Consider the following 17,599-nt stretch of genomic DNA (forward strand, 5'->3'; position numbering starts at 1 on the left):
AGAAACACAGAAAGAAGACACCTAAATGAGACGGCTCGATACCCATATTCTTCTATCGGCCCTATGGCTGTTCATATTGCTCAACATCATCTTTCGCGACATTCACCAGTTTGTCCTCGCGTCCCATATCGAGATGCTGTTGACTGGCCATTACAACGGCATCGAGATCACTGAAGGGCTGATGCTTTTGGGCGGTTTCCTTGTCCAAGTGCCGATTGCGATGGTGCTCTTTTCGCTCCTGCTAACCCGCAGGATTGGTCGCCCTGTCACCTTTCTTGCAGCGATCGTCACAACCGGTACGCTCCTTTCCTCGGCCCCCACCGACATGGATGACACCTTCCATCTCGTCATCGAGATCGTGGCTCTAATCGCAATTCTCTGGACCGCATGGACGTGGCCCGAGCACGAACACACCGCGCCGCAATCCGACGCAAGTTCTCCGTAAAAACTCGCGTCCCAAAGCCGACTTTCCGTCTTGTGCATTGGGGCGCGCCGTCTCGTGGCGTGGATCCGGCCCATTTCGATTGGATAGCAAGGGAGAGTTACGAGAACAAAATTTTAGTGTTGCCAAATCGTGCACGATTTGTATATCGTGCACTAAATGGAGGATTTGATGGGTATTTTGAGATATCAAAACCAGGCGGGTGCCGCCTATGCTCTCGTAGAGGGTGACACTGCGACAAAGCTGGACGCAGCAACGCTGGTCGATGCGCTTGCATTGGATTGCGCCAAAGGTGAAACCGTGGATCTCAAAACCTTGCACCCGCTTCCGGCACTTGATCCAGGCGGCAAAATTCTTTGCGTGGCGCTGAACTATGTCGATCATGCCAAAGAGGCAGAGCAACCGATTCCTGAAACGCCACTGCTGTTCTTCAAAGCGGCAGAATGCATGATCGGCGCTGACGATCCAATTGATCCTCCGTCGATGATCAAACAACTCGACTATGAAGGCGAGATGGCCATCATCATTGGTAAGGGCGGGCGCGATATCTCCAAGGCAGATGCGCTTGATCATATTGCGGGCGTGACACCCTTCAACGATGTTTCGGCGCGAGATATTTTCAAGGTAAAAGCGGGCGATACCGTCCACCTTGACTGGTTTTCAGCCAAGTCGATTGACCGGTCCACTCCAATAGGCCCAGAAGTTGTGCCGATGACACAAATGCGTGATGCCATTGAGGCAGGCACGGTGCGCGTCGTGACCAAGGTGAACGGTGACGTTCGTCAGGATGCACCGATCTCGGATATGATATTCGACATTCCGACCTTGATCGCCTTCATCTCTAGCCGCGTGACCCTGAGTCCCGGCGACGTGATCGCCACTGGAACGCCACCGGGCGTCGGTGCGGGCACAGGGCAATACATCTCCTCCGGCGATGTCGTGCGGATCGAGATTACTGGTCTGCCGGTGCTGGAGAATACGGTCGCATGACAAGAGCCACCCGCCTTACAGAACTCGGGGCCGCGACTTTGTTTGAAGCCGCAGGTAAGAAAGGTGCTCTGCCGCCGCGCCTACGGCCTGTAACTGGCGGTGCATTTGCAGGTCCAGCGCGCACCGCGCGGGTGCCAGCGGGCGAAAACCTGACCTTGCATCACATGGTCCCGACGCTGCGCTCTGGCGAAGTACTGGTTGTTGATGGAGGGGGTCACCTTGAAACAGCCTTATGGGGTGATGTGATGGCCGCTGCCGCGCTGACGCAAGGCTGTGCGGGTTTGGTGGTTGACGGGGCTATTCGCGATGCCACACAGATTCAGGCCATGGGCCTATCAGTGCATGCGGCAGGTCTGGCTGTGCCCGGACCAGCCAAAGACAAGCTGGGAGAGACCGACGTTTCTCTTGTGCTTGGCGCTGCATGCGTATCACCCGGCGACTGGATTATTGCGGATGCAGACGGGGTCGTCTGCGTGGCCCAAGCCGATCTCGATGCCGTGATCGCAGCCGCCGAGGCCCGTGCCACATCCGAAGCAGCCCTCATAGACGATCTGCGGAGCAAACGAACAACGACGCTCACCGCGCTGGGACTGCGGGAGGCAGTGTCTGCAGAGTCAACCAAGGTGCTGTGATGTGCAGCAGCGCAAACCAAAGAAGCGCCACGGTACGTGGCAAAGGGAGGAACATCATGAAACATTTGACAGGTGCTATGGCTATTGCCATGGCAACAGCCACACCGATGGCTGCCGAGACAATCGACGTGACGATCGTGGCGGGCCATCCACCGATCTTTATTTGGGTCAAGAACCTAACGGAAGCTTTCATCCCAGCCGTGGATGCCGCACTTGAGGGGACCGGTCATTCCATCGACTGGAATGAGGCCTACGGCGGGTCGCTTGCCAAACCGGGCGGTGAAAGCGATGCGGTCGCTGCCGGTCTTGCGCAGGTGGCCTACAATCCGACTCTCTTCAATCCGTCACTCTACCCACTGCAAAACGTCGCTTACGTTGCGCCATTTGGCACGGACGATCCCCGGCTTGCAGCTCAGATCGTGACGGAAATTCAGGCGAAGACACCCGCTATGATGCAGGCCTGGGCTGATCAAGATCAGGTCTTTCTGGGTGGCGGGTTTGCCATCGACAGCTACCACCTGTTTGTGACGGAACCGGTAAACAGTGTTGCGGATATGGAAGGGCGACGCATTTGCGCGCCTGGACCAACGGCCAACTGGATCCAGGGAACGGGGGCTGCGCCAGTGTCGTCAAGCCTCGGCGAATATTACAATTCGATCCAGACAGGGGTCTGTGATGGAGCAGTTGTCTTTGCCACCGCCGCGGCGCCTGCAGGTATCGCAGAGGTCGCGCCCTATATGATCCGTGTCGACTTTGGTGCGCCATTCGCGGCCGGGCTTTCCGCGAATGCGGACTTCTACGAGGATCTTCCCGAGGAAGTGCGTGCCGCATTACATGCCGGTGCGGACGCCTTCGCCGAGGCTATGTTCTCTGACCAAGAAGACCTGATCGCGGGCGCCTACGACAAAATTTCCGCTGACGGCGGTCAGATCATTGATCCCTCCGAAGAGGTGCGCCAAGAATGGGCCGCCGCTTTGCCAGCCATTCCAAGAGACTGGGCGGCGCGACAGGATGCTGCCGGACTGCCGGGCACCGAAGTGCTGAGAGCTTACATGGATGCCTTACGCGCTGCGGGTGAGACGCCATTGCGCGACTGGGACAAAGAATAGCGTCTTGGTACAGACCAAAACAATCCATCCTGTTGATCGCGTGCTCGCCATCGTGGCGGCCGCGTTCGCCGGGCTTGGCGCGCTCGCGACGCTTGCCTTGCTCGTCGTCGTCAACCTCGATGTGGGTATGCGTTCGTTTCTTAATCGACCGCTTCCTGCCATACCCGAGCTCGTCGCCTTGTCGATTACAGGCATTGTCTTTTTGCAGGCACCCTCCGCTCTTCTGGCGGGGCGTTTCATCAAATCGGACGCGCTGGCAAAGCTGATTCTGGCGCAGCGTCCACGATTGCACCCTTGGTTTGCTGGAATGTTCGGTCTGGCGGGTGCCGCGTTGTTCGGATGCATCGCCTATGCGTCCTGGCCGATCCTGACCAAGGCATGGTCGCGCGGCGACTATGTTGGCACCTTGGGTGTCATCACCTTTCCGACTTGGCCAATCAGCCTCATTGTTGTTCTTGGTTCACTGACCTGTGCAGCGATCTATCTACGCAGCATCACCCGGAAAGAGAACCAGCCATGAGCATCGAAACTACGGTCGGTCTATTGTCGGTTGTGGGAATGGTGGGCCTGATCTGGCTGGGCCTGCATGTCGCAGTGGCGCTTGCACTCACGTCCTTTCTTGCGGTCTGGGCACTGCGCGGTGATCCGGAACTTGCAGCGCGGCTGATCGGGCTGGCGGCCAAGGACTCCATCTCGTCATATGTGTTTGGGGTGATCCCGCTTTTTGTTCTGATGGGGCTGCTGGTTGAACGGGCAGGGGTTGGGCGTGACGCCTACGATGTCGCCGAGACCGCGTTTCGGCGCATCAAGGGTGGGCTAGGTATTGCGACAGTCGGCGCGAATGCGATCTTCGCGGCAATCACCGGTGTCTCGATTGCATCCGCTGCGGTCTTCACCAAGGTGGCCGTCCCCCAGATGATCGACCGCGGCTATGCACCACGCTTCGCCGTCGGGGTCGTTGCCGGATCATCCGTGCTGGGTATGCTGATCCCTCCGTCCCTTCTCCTCATTATTTACGGTGTTCTGGTCGAGGTCTCGATAGGCAATCTTTTCATTGCGGGCGTTATTCCCGGCCTGATGCTCGCAGTCCTCTATGCAATTGGCATTCTGGGTGCTGCACATTTTGCGCCAAAAACGCTTGGCGCACCTCGTGTGTTGGACGGCCCGCCAATGCCTCTGCAAACCGTTGCAGCCAAACTCGCGCCGGTGGTCATTCTGATCGGTGCGGTTTTCGGGGGACTTTACGGAGGGCTTTTCACCCCGACAGAGGCCGGTGCAGTCGGCGCACTCGGTGCGCTGGTCATCGCACTTGTCCGCCGCGCATTAAGCTTTCAGGCATTCTGGGAGGTCCTCCGCGAGACCGGATACATCACCGCTGCCATCTGCATACTCTTTGTGGCGGCAACGATGTATTCACGGATGCTGGCGCTGTCAGGGTTTCCAGATGCACTGGGTGACTGGCTGCGCGCCTCTGAATTGGGCTTCGTCGGGATCGTTGTCGCCTATGTCGCGCTGATCCTCGTTATGGGATCCATCCTGGATTCGACGTCGATCATGTTGATCTGCGTGCCGCTTTTTGCGCCAATCGTCGCGGGTATGGGCGGCGATCTGGTTTGGTTCGGCATCGTGACTATCATCGCGGTCGAAATCGGTTTGCTGACCCCGCCGTTGGGCATCTCGGCCTTTGTGGTCAAGGCTAACCTTGACGACGACCGGATCACCTTGCGTGATGTCTTCATGGGGGCGGCCCCATTCGCCGCGATCATGGCGATTGCCCTCGCACTGGTGATAGCATTTCCCGCGCTATCGCTCATTCTTGTTCGCTGAAGGATTTCAAAATGCCTGACAATCAACGTGACGCCACCCAAGAGCTGAAAAACGAACTCGCCCTGGGATATCGTGCCATGGCCTTCAACGGTTTGGGCCTTGGCCTGCTTGCGCATCTGACGGCGCGGTTGCCTGGATCGGACACGTACTGGACGTATCAGATCGGCCAATCTGTCGAGGAAGTCACAGTGTCAGATCTGGCCGAATGCACGATGGACACAAAACCTTTGATTGAAGGCAAACGGATCAACCCGTCGATCCTGTGCCACGGGGATGTCTACAAGGCGCGGCCCGATGTGACCTGCATCCTGCATCATCATTCCAAAGCATCCATTGCGATGGGGGCTATTGGTGCCAATGTGCAGCCCTATGATCGCAACTCGGGCCGTTGGCATGACGAGATTAAAATTGTCGAGGATTTCGATGCTCCCGAGATTCACAATCAGGGAGGATCAATGGTCGACGCGCTTGGCAGCGGCAAGGCACTTATCCTCAAACACCACGGCGTTCTTGTCACGGGCCGCAGTGTGCGCGATGCCGTTGTTGCTGCCGCAGAACTGGACCGTGTTATGGAGGTTCAGTTAATGGCGATGGCCGCAGGCAAGATCGACCTCATGCCGCAGGAAGAGATCGACGACTGCAAAAAGTTTCTCGCTTCGGATATGTTCGCGGATGGCACCTGGAACTGGTATCTGCGCAGCATGGAGCGGTCCGGCTTGTCGGATGGCGCGCTGACATGACGGCACTGACGGTCAACGGTAGGGCGGTCGAAACCACCTTTGACGGCCCGCTCTTGCATCTGCTGCGCGGTGAGTTGGATCTCTTCGCGGCCAAGCTGGGATGCGGTGAGGGGAATTGCGGAGCGTGTACGGTGATCGTGAACGGGCAAGCCGTGCAATCCTGCCAGACACCGCTGTGGGACCTGGAAGGGGCGGAGGTGCGTACCGTTGAAGGGTTGCGTGCAGATGATCCTGTCATCGCAGCTTTCATGGAGGAGAACGCGGCGCAATGCGGCTTTTGCATCCCCGGCATTTTGATGACGGTGACGGCCTTGCGGGATCAGGGGAAAGGCGGCGATCTGCTTCAGACGCTTGACGAGCGCCACATCTGTCGTTGCGGGACGCATATGCGCATCCTGCGTGCGGCGCGGACGGTTTTATGACCGCGCCGTCCACAAGCCTCAAGGCCGCACCGCTTATCTCGCATTGGGTGGGTTTTGAAAGCGGTCGCGTGCAGATCCGTTCAGGAAAGGTCGAGATCGGGCAGGGCATCGGCCACGCGCTGATGCGCATCGCGGCCGAAGAACTGGAAGTGCCGATGGAGATCATCGACCTGGTGCAAGGCCGCACGGCGGAAACGCCCAACGAACTGTGGTCGTCAGCATCGATTTCTGTCGAGGTTGGTGGGCTTGCGGTGCGCCAGGCATGCACACATGCGCGTGCACTGGCCTTGGCCGAGGGTGCCCGGCTGCAAAATGTCCATCCGGAGGACGCTGGCGTCGCCGGTTGCGGGCGTGGGACTGCCGACATGGCGGCCCTTTACGATGCAGTCGCACCCAGTCTTGATCTTGACGTGCCGGTCGATCCGGCGCTGTCCCCCAAGCCCCGATCCGATTACAGCGTTCTGCCCGAGAAAACGGTACCCCATGATTTGCGGGATAGATTGACCGGAAAGCCAGGTGCCTTCCTGCAGGACTTCACATTGCCCGGGATGCTTCACGCGCGCGTCCTGCATCCGCCCTGCACGGCTGGTGTGCTGTTGCAGTGCGATGAGACGGCTTTGGCGGCCCTTCCCTGCGTCCGTCATGTCGTGCGGGATGGGTCCTTTGTCGCCTTGGTCGCCGAGACAGAGCATGACGCAATCCGCGCGGCCCAGGCGGCCAGCGCGCATGTCAGCTGGGACACGCCGGATCTGCCCGAAGGCGCGGACCTGCCCGCGCTGCTCAAGGGTCTGCCGGCAGAGCGGCGGCGCATCCTAACAAGGGGTGACGCGGTCACCTCCGTTGATGTTGAACTCTGCGTCACCCGGCCTTTTCTGGCTCATGCCTCTGTCGGACTTTCGACAGCGGTGGCCCGGCCCGATGACAAAGGCATGACCGTCTGGACGCAGTCGCAAGGGGTCTATCCGACCCGTGATGAAATTGCCCGTACGTTGGGCATTGCATCCGAAGACCTGCGCCTGATCCATGTTCCGGGGGCGGGATGTTATGGCCACAACGGGGCCGATGATGTGGCCCTTGATGCGGCGCTTTGTGCCCGTGCTGTCGGCGCACCGGTGCGCGTGTCATGGACGCGCACGCAGGAAATGACGTCTGCGCCGCTCGGCTCGGGCATGATGGTCGATGTCGGTGCCAGCCTTGCGCAGGGGCGCATCACGGGCTGGACGCATAAGGTGCGCTCGCTCACGCATCTCACACGGCCCGGCTGGGGCGACGGCATCAATCTGCTGTCGGCATGGCGTCTAGGCGATCCACATGCGGCCTCAGACATTGAGGATCCCGGCCAAGTGCCTTTTGGCGGCGGGGGAGACCGGAATGCGATTCCGCTTTATGCGGTGCCGAATATCCAGGTCACGTATGATATGATCAAGGCGCAACCGGTGCGGACCTCCGCGCTGCGGTCGCTGGGGGCGCATGCCAATGTCTTTGCCATCGAAAGCCTGATGGATGAATGTGCGCTATCGGTGGGGGCTGATCCGGTTGCTTTCCGCCTTGCGCACTTGGAAGACCCACGTGCGCGCGCGGTCCTGCGCTGCGCAGCAGATATGGCAAGTTGGGACGATCGCAGCAGAGGGGGCGACGGTATCGGTTGGGGCATCGGACTGGGCCGCTACAAAAACAAGGCAGCCTATTTCGCCGTGGCGCTTCGGCTGGAAGCTGACACAGCCCTCCATGTTACGAACGTCCATTGCGCGGTTGATTGCGGTTTGCCTGTTGATCCCGACGGGGTACGCAACCAGATTGAGGGAGGTATCATTCAGGCTTTGTCCTGGACTTTGAAAGAAGAGACGGTACTGCGACCTGATGGATTGTCGGCACGGGGCTGGGACACCTATTCCATCATCAACTGGGACGAGCTACCAAGCAAGCTGGAGGTCAAGATCATGGATGCCGAAAACAACCCGGCCCTTGGGGTAGGGGAATGCACGATGGGCCCTGTCGCGGGTGCTGTTGGGAATGCCATTCGCAACGCGCTCGGGGTTCGCTTGACTGCAATGCCGCTGACCCCCCAAAAACTGCTGGAGGCCTTGGCATGACCGCGTTTCCTGTTCTTGGCGACCCGTTCAATTCACCCGGCGTGCGCGAAACGACCGCAACCGCAGTCTATCGCCGCATGAAGGTTGATCTGATGACCGGCGCGCTTAAACCCGGCGCACGGCTAAATGTGTCCGCCCTGGCCAACCGTTACGAGACCTCGAACAATCCGGTGCGGGAGGCGCTGAACCGGCTGACTGCGGAGCGTCTGATCGTACAGCGCGACCAGAAAGGCTTTGCTGCACCCTTGATGACGGTCGAAGACCTGCGAGATCTGGCCGACACCCGCATAGCTCTCGAAACGATTGCGCTGCGCCGCGCCATGGAACGCGGCGATGACAGCTGGCGGCGTGATTGCAAGGTGGCGTTTCACGTGTTGTCCGAAACACATTATGCTGACGCTCAAGGACTCCCCGATCTTGAGTGGGAAGCGGCGCATCGCAGCTTTCATCTCAAGTTGATTGAGCCATGCGGCTCTCCACGCCTACTTAACTTCTGCGATGACCTGATGTACCAAGCCGCCCGCGCGCGGTTCCTCGCGGTCACGTCTACACCCGATGGCCGCCTGCGAGAAACAGAGCACAGCGCGCTTCTGGAGGCCGTGATCGGAGGTGACCAAGGCGCAGCCATTGATCGGCTGTCGGCGCATTACCGTACTACGATTGAACTTGTTGAAAAACGCCTCGATGTGTAGCGGCCAATTGGAAAACGTCTTCGTAAAGCCCAAAGAAAATGTGCCGACTCATAGAACCGGATCCAAATCCTACGCGACACTGCACGGGCGGGACGCTTAACTGGCAGTAATAGGTGCGCACCAGATCCAACCCGTCTGATGAGTATTGACTATTGAAACAGGCTTTGTCCCTGGCACGGCGAATGCCTGTAAAGTCCGCGACTTGATCCTTGCCGCCAAAATTTTTGCTGCGCGACGACTGAATGGCAGGTATCTCCGCCGTCGCGCAGTGTCACGAATCGAGCAGATACGGCGATTCTCGTGCTACGCGCGCTCGCAGCATTATTTGAAGACTTCTGCTCTGGGCTCTCTACCGCCGTTAGATCGATTGCAGCATTTCCTCGAAAGGGACGTCCGCCCTGTTGGGGTCGGCCCAAAGCCGAATTTTGTCGCCTTGCTAGGTTTCTGCGGTTGCAGCCCGAATTCCGGCCAATCGCTGCAGGAACGCAATATATCAGCACAGGGAGGTCCGGAGAGCGGACAAAGCGACCAAAGCAATGCTTTGGCGAGTGTCCGCTAACAGTAATCTTTAAGTCGGCTCTGTTAAGCTTTGAATTTCGCTGTTCGCTTGATTTGCAATTTTGGTTGCTTGTTTCCAACTGATACCCTTCCTTTGATCAACTGCAAGCTGATGTGCATTTTTCCACAAGATTACTTTTGGTCTCTGGCCTTTTGAGCCCCAATAAACTTCACCCTCAAGATGGGTAAGTGGTTCGCCAATCTGAGTGTTATTGTAAAATGGCAAGTTCACAGGCAGCCATCCGAAGCTCTGTTCATCCGACTGATCAGTTTCAAAGGTTTCTGTGTATTTTTCGAAATTCTCTTCCGACTGGGTTATCCACACACCCCATGTAAAAGGCTCGGATGCCCCTATAATCGGGATTTCCAGAATGACCCTGATGCAATAAATCGGGTCTTCACTTGTGTCATTATCGCTTGGGACTATCTTGCAAAGGTCATCGCAATATTGAATCCGATTACTTCTCTCTGTTTCTGGAACATCAAAGTAATATGGGGGGTACTTCACGGAGAAGGATGGCGATCCCTCATGATGTTTTCCACATTCATTGCATTTATACTTGAAACTCCTTTTCCGGAGTAAACGTTCAAACATGTCTGATCCCTTCGATCCACTATGAAGAAAGCAGACATTATGAGGACTTTCAATCTGGTCCACTTCGGGCTCATACCCGACATGTGACAGTTTCGGTCGGCATTGCCAACTTGTAGGGTGGGGCACGACACAAAGAAGGCCGAATGGCGGCTGTGCGGGACAAAGCCGACTTCTACCAGTAGAAAAAGAATGACCGCTTTGATATGCATTGTTCTAGTCAAGGACACTCAGGAGATATCTAATCGTGCATTAAAGTGGGCAACGACAACAAAGAAAGCCTTCTCTTCTATGGGACACGAAAAGAAACCACTATATCGAAAAGTTAACACTCGAACCTATGGTGTGCGCCATGGTGATGGAGGAAAAGCGAAATGGGAACGCGGCACAAAAAAGGCTGACCGCGACCAATCGATGCTTGGAACAATGCACAAGAAACATCGGCATGGCTTAGACTATACACCGTTGTTTAAGTTCTTATTGTCCAAGGTCGGCCAGAACTGGGATGAGGTTCATAGCGAGGCCGTGAGCAGGCTGGACAACGACGAACCAATTTCTTGGTTGGTGTCAGAAACCAAGGAAGAAGGTCGGCCTTTCGTTCGGACTGGAGAAAGTTCCTACTTTAGCGGTCTTTATGTGGATGACGACAATCGCTTAGCTTTGGTTGACCCCGATCTGACTTCCAATTCCATGAAGCCATTCTGCTCATGCTGCACCCACACTTTGAATGGGCAAAGGCTCACACAAGGCTTCTCACCCTCAAAGTAGTCAACAGGCGAAAATCAGTTCCTGAGGAAAGCCGCCATTCGTGCACAACGCAGCTATTTGAACTCTGGGCTCGTTGCAGACGTTCGCTGCAGGGAGCCTAGATGACTTCTTTGGGCCGACAGCCCATCTTGCCGAGAAGAACCCCAGCCGCTTTCCGCGGCGGTCTACACATCATCGACGTCACGTTGAATGGCAAGGACATTGGTCGATTGCCGTCGGTTGGAGCACCTGTCTGCTACAAATATTTGATATTCGTTCACACGAGGGAACGTGACCAGGTTTCAAAACAAGTTTTCGTACTCGCACCAGAGGCAAATGCGGAGTTGGAGGTGCCGAATGGGATACAAGGAGTTTTATACGTATATACTTCTGTTTAAAATCTGATACTTGCCATTCTTTCTAAACTCCGCCCCCGGCACCACTTAAATGAGCTTCCTTCATTTGCAGTTCACTGGCTGCTGCGGCAATTGTTTTGTGAGGCTGATTATAAAGCCCTGCTTGCAAATCATCGAGGTAATCGGCTTGCTGCCCTGAAAAAGGGCCGGTCCTGATCTTCATATGCTCCTTACTGTGCGGGACTGGCTTCCTTTTTATGTCGAATTTGGCCCGGGGATACGCCAAAAACCCGTTTGAACGCGCGGCTGAACGCGGGTTCTGATGTGTAGCCCAGGCTGTCGGCGATTGTGGCCAGAGGCAGCCCCGTTTCCGAAAGCTTCTGACGCGCCAGTTGCATGCGCCAAACTGTAAGGTATTGCATGGCTGGCTGCCCTACGAGGGCTGTGAAACGCGCGGAAAAGGCAGAACGGGACATGCCGGCGGTCTTGGCCAAGGTTTCGACCGTCCATCCCTCAGCAGGGGTGCGATGAATGGCCATGATGGCCTGGCCGATCTGGGCGTCGCGCAGGGCTTGCAACCAGCCGGTGTTGGCCTCCGGCGCGGTGTTGATCCAGTTTCTGATCGCTTCGATAACCACCACATCGGCCAGCCGGGTGATCACTGTTTCGCCGCCGGGGCGCAACTGCCGTGCTTCGTTTGAAATGAACTGCAATGTGCTTTGCAGCCATGTGCCTGCGTATCCTTGCCAAGTGTCAATTTTGAGGACATCTGGCAACATGGCCATCAGCCGTTGGCCTGCCGCATGGTCAAACCGGACAATGCCATACATGGCGCGGGTCACGTCGCCGCCGCCGCCATAATGCAAGGTCTCATAGGCATCGGTTATCTTGCGTACGGGGAGACTGGCAAGATCTTCGGTTTTGGCATCTGGACCGCTGCGCAAGATGTGCGGGGCGCCGGAGGTCAGAAGGACCAGATTACCCTGGCCGATCAACAGTGGTTTTCTGTCCCCGATCTCCAACCAACACTGGCCTTCTGTGACAACTATGAAGGCCAGAACACCGTCCACTTTTGGCACATTAAACCCCCAAGGGGCGGACAACTCCGTCTGGCAGTAGAATGTGCCGGATAACTTGAGAAGATGAAGCACTTCGCCCAAGGGATCGCCAATCGGCTGGGCCACGGCAGCGGGGTCAGGGATATGTGTATCGGCAGGAGACATGGGTTGGTTTGATATCGAATAGATAGTCTCACGTCCAGCTATTCAGGACGAACAGATATAAATCTTGGACATACTGTCATTGTTCATGCAGATCTCGGCGTTACCTTTGGATCATCAATTGAAACAAGGAAGATGACATGAATACCTCAATGATGACCAAGATCTTGCTGGCCTTCTCCGGGTTGATCGCTGTGGGGGTGGGAATTGGCGTTCTGTTTTTGCCGCATGCGTTTCACGCTTCGGCGGGGATCAGTGTGGGCGGCGACGTGAATCTGCTCAATGAGCTCAGATCGCCGGGCGCGATGATCCTTTTGGCTGGTGCCGTTATTCTGGTTGGCGCATTCCGGTCGCGACTTACGGTGGTGGCGTTGATCCTTTCCACAGCCGTGTATCTGTCGTTTGGGCTGTCTCGGATTGTGAGTGTGGTGGCGGACGGCATTCCAAACGCGGCGATGTTGCAGATTCTAGGGTTGGAGCTGTTTATAGGAGGGATGAGCGCGTTATTGCTTTATGCGGTAAGAGGGCAGAACCTGCGCGCTTTGCAACAGGCCTGAATGCCCGTCGCTCGCCGAAATCAGCGTCGAAGGATAATGTCGTAAGGCAGGATCGCATTCTCAACGGTTTGCCCGTTGACCAAACGCTTCATCCGTTCGACTGCCTCCTCGGCGTAGCGGACATGCGGCACACTCACCGTGTTCAACCATGGGGCAAGCCAGTGGTTCAGGGGGTTGTCATCAAAGCCGTAGATCGCCGTATCCTGCGGCACGTTCAGGCCCAATTCGCGGCACCGCCGGTAGGCGCCATAGGCGATTTGATCGTTGCCGCAGACGATGGCGGAGTAGGGGGTCTTGGCTGTGTTCATGAGGTGAACGGCGCAGGCATAACCGCTTTCCATCGACAGTTCGGCCTCGATCATGTTCTCTGGCAGAATGGCGCGGCCTTCTCGTTCGAACTCACTGCGGAACCCGTCCAGACGGGCGCGGCTGGTATTGGATGTCTGGGGGCCGTGAATGAGGGCAATCGGGCCATCGTTTTCACGCATGATTGCCTTGGCCAATTCGCTGGCTGCGGACCGGTCGTCAATGCCGATAAACGGCAGGTCGGGCAAATCGTCAATTTGCCGGTTGATCAGGATCACCGGTGTATGTTCGGCCAGTTCCTTGAGATTTGGACTATCGACCGCGCAAAGCATAAAGACACCAGCCACCTGCCGCGAACGGATCTCTTCGAGGCAGCGATCTTGCAGTTGGACGTTTTCGTTCGAGTTGAACAACAGCATTGCCGCACCTTCATCGTTCAGGCGGCGCTCGATTTCCCAGGCCACGGCAGAAAAGAAGTTGTTCTGGATGCTGGAAATGATCATGGCAAAGGTGTTGTTGGAATGTCCGCGCAGCGCCTTGCCGATCCAGTTGGGGCGATAGTTCAGCTCTGCAATGGCTTTTTCGACCTTTTGGCGCGTCGCCTCGGAGACATTGCCGGTTCCCTCGTTCATGGCCCGGCTGACACTTGCAATGGAAACCCCTGCGGCCTGCGCGACGTCCTTGATTGACACCTTGGGGGCCTTGGATTTCATAAAGGTATAACTCTCACATAAAGGCAGGCACGGGCCGCAAATTTCATGGCCCGCTTACAGACACGGTCAGATAGTAGTCTCTCTGCGCTCCGGCAACCAGATGTGATTGTCTCTTGTCGTTCAAATCGGTCTGTGGCTCCAGGCCGAGGGCGAAGGTGCCGGATTGAAATGCCTGCCAAAGCGCAGTCACGGGCAGGGTGTCGGGATCAAATTGGATAGACAACGTGCAACCCGCGCCGTTGGTCAGGCCGATATGGCCGTCCTGAGGTGCGGCGCAGGCTTGCACGACTTCGACATGATCCTCCGATGGCTCAGCGCCACTTGCATCAAGCTGATCGCGCAGAGGCCAGCAATCGCCGGTCAGGCTGCTTTGTGCATTCAGGAACGGATAGCCCGCGTTGAAGTGATAGAGGATGCCGTGTCGGACCGGGCGAAACCCGCGATTGGTGACATGGTCCGCAATAGTGATCTCGGCGGCGGAAAGGGAAAACCGGTAGGTGCGCAGCAGTTCGAGGTTTTCGCCAAAAACACTGGCCTGTTGGATGCGTAGTTTGATGCAGATTACGCCGTTGTCCCAATCGATCTGCTTTTCGAGAACCTCCGCCTTTTGCGCGGCAATGCGTCCGTGTAACGGATGCACGTTGTTCTCTCTGAGCGGATACAAAAAATCGTCCGCAGGGGTTTCTGTCGGCACTCCGTGATGATCGAGCCCGCATGTCACCATAAAGCCATCAAAGCCGCGCAGAAACCCAAGGCCATGTTCGGCTTCGCTGTCTGGCCAAGGGCAGGGGGCGCGGGTGTTGGAATGCCAGCCGATTTCGGCCCCCTTGTAAGATAGGCGCAGCAGGTCGCCCCCCCGATCCAGCGCGATATCGGCGCAAAGCCCGCTTGGCGTGCGCACCTCGATCAGTCGGCCGCTGGCACCGGGGCCATCTGTGATAGTGACCTGCCGGATGTCAGCGAGACCCCGTCCCATTGCCGTGCGGCGAAAAATTTCGGTCGGGGTCAAGCTGCGCTCCTTTGTTGCGGTTGAGGTCTGCGGGATGGCATGAGGCGGCTCAGCCTGCCTTTGCCACCTTCTGCCAGACCGCGCCTGCATTGGATGATTGCACACATGCCTCGATGAACGCGAGGCCCGTGGCGCCGTCGCGCACGGTTGGTAAGTCAGTGGCAAACGGGTCCGGGTCACGCCCTTCCTTTGCAGCCCAGATAATCTCGGCGGCGTTGGAGTAGATGTTCCCGAAGCCTTCGATATAGCCCTCAGGATGGCGTGGTGGCATTCGGGTGCCTGCGTTGGCCACATCCATCGCGCCGGGACCGCCGCGGGTGATGGTGCGTGTCGGCTCTCCGAAGGGGGTGTAATAGAGGTTGTCATTGTCCTCGCCGACCCATTCAAGCCCGCCCTTGGTGCCATAGATGCCGATGCTCAGACGGTTGTAATTCCCCGGTGCAACCTGACTGGTCCAAAGCGTTCCGGTCGCGCCACCCTTGTAGCGCAGCAGGACGTTGGCATTGTCATCAAGCTGGCGACCCGGAACATAGCTGCGCAGATCGGCACAGACCTCTTCCAGCTCTAGCCCAGAGATGAAGGCCGCAAGATTAAACGCATGCACGCCAATATCACCGATGGACCCACCGGCGCCCGCCAGCTTGGGATCGGTCCGCCAAGCAGCCTGTTTCTGCCCTTCAGCGTCCAGCGCCGTGGTCAGCCAATCTTGCACATACGACGTGCGAATGACTTGAATCTCGCCCAATGTGCCATCAGCCACCATCGCGCGGGCCTGCCGCACCAAGGGATAGCCGGTGTTGTTCTGGGTCAGCACAAACTGCACGCCGCTGGCGTCCGCGATGCGCACCAGTTCTTGCGATTCCGCAAAGGTGACGGTCATGGGTTTGTCACAGATGACGTTGATACCCGCCTCGAGGAACGCTTTGGAGACCTCAAAATGCAGGTGGTTCGGCGTCACGATGGAGACCGCGTCAATGCCGTCCTCGCGGTTGCTTTCGGCTTTGACCATGTCCTGCCAGCTTGTGTAGGCGCGATCCGGGTCCAGCCCCAGATCCGCACCGGAGGCCTTGGCATTGTCCGGGTCCGCCGACAGCGCCCCTGCAACAATGTCCCATTTGTCGTCCAGACGGGCGGCCATGCGATGCACCGCGCCGATAAACGCACCGCGACCACCGCCGACCATGCCAAGCCGCAATTTTCTTGCGGCTTGTTCTGTTCCAAAGGATTCGATTGCCATGTCGCTTACTCCAGGCCCAGGATCGCGCGGGCACCTGAGACATCGCCTTTGCCACCGGCAAAATCGTCAAAGGTTTTGTCTGTGACCCGGCGAATCTGATCGCGGATAAACTGGGCCCCTTTGGGGGCGGCATCCTCGGGGTGTTCAATGCAGTCTTCCCATTCGTAAACGGCCCAACCTTTGAAATCATATTCCGTCAGCTTCGAGAAAATCGCACCAAAATCCGTCTGCCCGTCACCCAGGCTGCGGTCCCGTGCGGCGCGTTTCAGCCACGGCTGGTAACCGGACAGGAAGCCTTGCTTGCCCGTTGGGTTGAACTCGCTGTCCTTGACGTGGAACATCTTGATCCGTTCATGATAGAAATCAATGAATTGCACGTAGTCCAAGCCCTGTTTCACAAAATGGCTTGCGTCGTAGTTAATGTGGCAACGGTTGTGGTTGTTCACGCGCTCTAGGAACATCTCGAAGGTCACGCCATCATAGAGATCTTCGGTCGGGTGCAGCTCAAAGCACAGATCCACACCGTTCTCTTCGTAGACGTCCAGAACCGGCAGCCAGATACGGGCCAGTTCGTCAAAGGCTTCGTTGATCAGGGCCTCGTCGCGTTGCGGGAATGGATACCAGAAGGGCCAGGCCAATGCGCCGCTAAAGGTGGCGTGTTCAGTCAGGCCGAGGTTCTTGGAGGCGCGGGCGCAGTCTTTGAGCTGTTCAATGGCCCAAGCCTGCCGTGCATTGCGGTTGCCGCGCACTTCGGGCGGGCAAAGGCCATCCATCCACGTATCATAAGCGGGGTGGACCGCGCAAAGCTGGCCCTGGATGTGGCTGGCGGTGTCACAGATCACGACGCCGTTCTCTTTGGCGATACCGTTCAACTCATCGGCGTAGGTCTTTGATTCGGCGGCTTTTTTCAGATCGATAAAGCGGGTGTCCCACATCGGCAGTTGGACAGCTTCAAAGCCGCATTCTTTGACCCATCCGCAAATCGCGTCGAGGCTGTTGAACGGCGCATCGTCGCCAGCGAACTGGCCCAAAAACAGGCCCGGTCCTTTGATGGTTTCCATTGTGGTCTCTCCCTTTTGTGTTGATTCGACTATGTCAAATTGGCTTGCATAGCTCAAGTAAACGTTTCCAGTCTGATCCTTGAAAAGTCGGCGCTCATTGTCAAGAAATTTCGAAAATCTGCGCAAAAATCCCATTAGAAAAGCGATGCAATATTCAATTTACAGTTAATAACCTTGTTATATCAATAGTATGTGGATAGCGGCCTTACCCAAAGAAACTTCGCCCAGATTCAGGATTGACTAATGTAAACGTTTCCTCTTCCCTAAAGGAACGAGATGAAACGCGGCCGATCAAG

The 17,599-nt window shown here is 57.0% G+C and carries 19 protein-coding genes; 12 read left to right on the forward strand and 7 right to left on the reverse strand.

The window, feature by feature from the left end; translation table 11 throughout:
• Nucleotides 1-25 precede the first annotated feature (25 nt).
• The 10 genes from K3754_RS05475 (at nucleotide 26) to K3754_RS05520 (ending at nucleotide 8,947) form a co-directional block, all read left to right on the forward strand.
• Nucleotides 26-445 (forward strand): DUF6326 family protein, encoded by a 420-nt coding sequence (locus K3754_RS05475; RefSeq protein ID WP_259941739.1) that lies wholly within the window; start codon nucleotides 26-28, stop codon nucleotides 443-445.
• 168 nt (nucleotides 446-613) lie between these two features.
• Nucleotides 614-1,432 (forward strand): fumarylacetoacetate hydrolase family protein, encoded by an 819-nt coding sequence (locus tag K3754_RS05480; RefSeq protein ID WP_259941741.1) that lies wholly within the window; start codon nucleotides 614-616, stop codon nucleotides 1,430-1,432.
• Nucleotides 1,429-2,064 carry an RraA family protein gene (locus K3754_RS05485; protein WP_259941743.1) on the forward strand — a complete coding sequence of 212 codons (636 nt, stop codon included), beginning with the start codon at nucleotides 1,429-1,431 and terminating at the stop codon, nucleotides 2,062-2,064. Before K3754_RS05480 ends, K3754_RS05485 begins: the two co-directional genes overlap by 4 nt.
• A gap of 56 nt (nucleotides 2,065-2,120) precedes the next feature.
• Nucleotides 2,121-3,173 carry a C4-dicarboxylate TRAP transporter substrate-binding protein gene (locus K3754_RS05490; protein WP_259941745.1) on the forward strand — a complete coding sequence of 351 codons (1,053 nt, stop codon included), beginning with the start codon at nucleotides 2,121-2,123 and terminating at the stop codon, nucleotides 3,171-3,173.
• A gap of 4 nt (nucleotides 3,174-3,177) precedes the next feature.
• Nucleotides 3,178-3,693, forward strand: coding sequence for a TRAP transporter small permease (locus tag K3754_RS05495; protein WP_259941748.1), 516 nt, complete (start codon nucleotides 3,178-3,180; stop codon nucleotides 3,691-3,693).
• A complete protein-coding gene (locus tag K3754_RS05500; protein WP_259941750.1) occupies nucleotides 3,690-5,000 on the forward strand; it encodes a TRAP transporter large permease in 1,311 nt (436 codons plus the stop codon). Before K3754_RS05495 ends, K3754_RS05500 begins: the two co-directional genes overlap by 4 nt.
• A gap of 11 nt (nucleotides 5,001-5,011) precedes the next feature.
• Entirely contained in the window at nucleotides 5,012-5,740 is a 729-nt protein-coding gene (locus K3754_RS05505; protein ID WP_259941752.1) for a class II aldolase/adducin family protein, read from the forward strand.
• Complete coding sequence (locus K3754_RS05510; RefSeq protein WP_259941754.1) at nucleotides 5,737-6,162, forward strand: (2Fe-2S)-binding protein; 426 nt, start codon at nucleotides 5,737-5,739, stop codon at nucleotides 6,160-6,162. Before K3754_RS05505 ends, K3754_RS05510 begins: the two co-directional genes overlap by 4 nt.
• Nucleotides 6,159-8,255: a molybdopterin cofactor-binding domain-containing protein gene (locus K3754_RS05515; protein WP_259941756.1), complete on the forward strand. Its 2,097-nt coding sequence runs from the start codon at nucleotides 6,159-6,161 to the stop codon at nucleotides 8,253-8,255. Before K3754_RS05510 ends, K3754_RS05515 begins: the two co-directional genes overlap by 4 nt.
• The gene (locus tag K3754_RS05520; RefSeq protein WP_259941758.1) at nucleotides 8,252-8,947 is read left to right on the forward strand and encodes a GntR family transcriptional regulator; all 696 of its coding nucleotides are present in this window, start codon (nucleotides 8,252-8,254) and stop codon (nucleotides 8,945-8,947) included. Before K3754_RS05515 ends, K3754_RS05520 begins: the two co-directional genes overlap by 4 nt.
• Nucleotides 8,948-9,515: 568 nt before the next feature.
• Here K3754_RS05520 and K3754_RS05525 read toward each other — a convergent pair.
• Nucleotides 9,516-10,100, reverse strand: coding sequence for a DUF2199 domain-containing protein (locus K3754_RS05525; RefSeq protein WP_259941760.1), 585 nt, complete (start codon nucleotides 10,098-10,100; stop codon nucleotides 9,516-9,518).
• Nucleotides 10,101-10,289: 189 nt separating this feature from the next.
• On the opposite strand from K3754_RS05525, the gene K3754_RS05530 reads away from it, so the two are divergent.
• Complete coding sequence (locus K3754_RS05530; RefSeq protein ID WP_259941763.1) at nucleotides 10,290-10,865, forward strand: hypothetical protein; 576 nt, start codon at nucleotides 10,290-10,292, stop codon at nucleotides 10,863-10,865.
• Nucleotides 10,866-11,264: 399 nt separating this feature from the next.
• Here the strand turns inward: K3754_RS05530 and K3754_RS05535 are convergent, their stop codons facing one another.
• Both K3754_RS05535 and K3754_RS05540 read right to left on the reverse strand, forming a co-directional pair.
• Complete coding sequence (locus K3754_RS05535; RefSeq protein ID WP_259941765.1) at nucleotides 11,265-11,423, reverse strand: hypothetical protein; 159 nt, start codon at nucleotides 11,421-11,423, stop codon at nucleotides 11,265-11,267.
• A gap of 7 nt (nucleotides 11,424-11,430) precedes the next feature.
• On the reverse strand, nucleotides 11,431-12,423 hold the full coding sequence (locus K3754_RS05540; RefSeq protein ID WP_259941767.1) for an AraC family transcriptional regulator: 993 nt from the start codon (nucleotides 12,421-12,423) through the stop codon (nucleotides 11,431-11,433).
• Between the two features lie 137 nt (nucleotides 12,424-12,560).
• On the opposite strand from K3754_RS05540, the gene K3754_RS05545 reads away from it, so the two are divergent.
• Nucleotides 12,561-12,977 (forward strand): DUF4345 domain-containing protein, encoded by a 417-nt coding sequence (locus tag K3754_RS05545; protein WP_259941769.1) that lies wholly within the window; start codon nucleotides 12,561-12,563, stop codon nucleotides 12,975-12,977.
• A 20-nt stretch (nucleotides 12,978-12,997) separates the two neighbouring features.
• Here K3754_RS05545 and K3754_RS05550 read toward each other — a convergent pair whose 3' ends face one another.
• From K3754_RS05550 to K3754_RS05565, 4 genes are all read right to left on the reverse strand, one after another.
• Entirely contained in the window at nucleotides 12,998-13,975 is a 978-nt protein-coding gene (locus K3754_RS05550) for a LacI family DNA-binding transcriptional regulator (protein WP_231024274.1), read from the reverse strand.
• A 64-nt stretch (nucleotides 13,976-14,039) separates the two neighbouring features.
• Nucleotides 14,040-15,005, reverse strand: coding sequence for a DUF4432 family protein (locus tag K3754_RS05555; protein ID WP_259941771.1), 966 nt, complete (start codon nucleotides 15,003-15,005; stop codon nucleotides 14,040-14,042).
• A gap of 49 nt (nucleotides 15,006-15,054) precedes the next feature.
• On the reverse strand, nucleotides 15,055-16,242 hold the full coding sequence (locus K3754_RS05560) for a Gfo/Idh/MocA family protein (protein ID WP_259941774.1): 1,188 nt from the start codon (nucleotides 16,240-16,242) through the stop codon (nucleotides 15,055-15,057).
• 5 nt (nucleotides 16,243-16,247) lie between these two features.
• On the reverse strand, nucleotides 16,248-17,303 hold the full coding sequence (locus K3754_RS05565) for a sugar phosphate isomerase/epimerase (RefSeq protein WP_203211967.1): 1,056 nt from the start codon (nucleotides 17,301-17,303) through the stop codon (nucleotides 16,248-16,250).
• Nucleotides 17,304-17,599 lie beyond the last annotated feature (296 nt).

This window comes from Sulfitobacter sp. M368 (assembly GCF_025141875.1).
Taxonomy (GTDB): domain Bacteria; phylum Pseudomonadota; class Alphaproteobacteria; order Rhodobacterales; family Rhodobacteraceae; genus Sulfitobacter; species Sulfitobacter mediterraneus_A.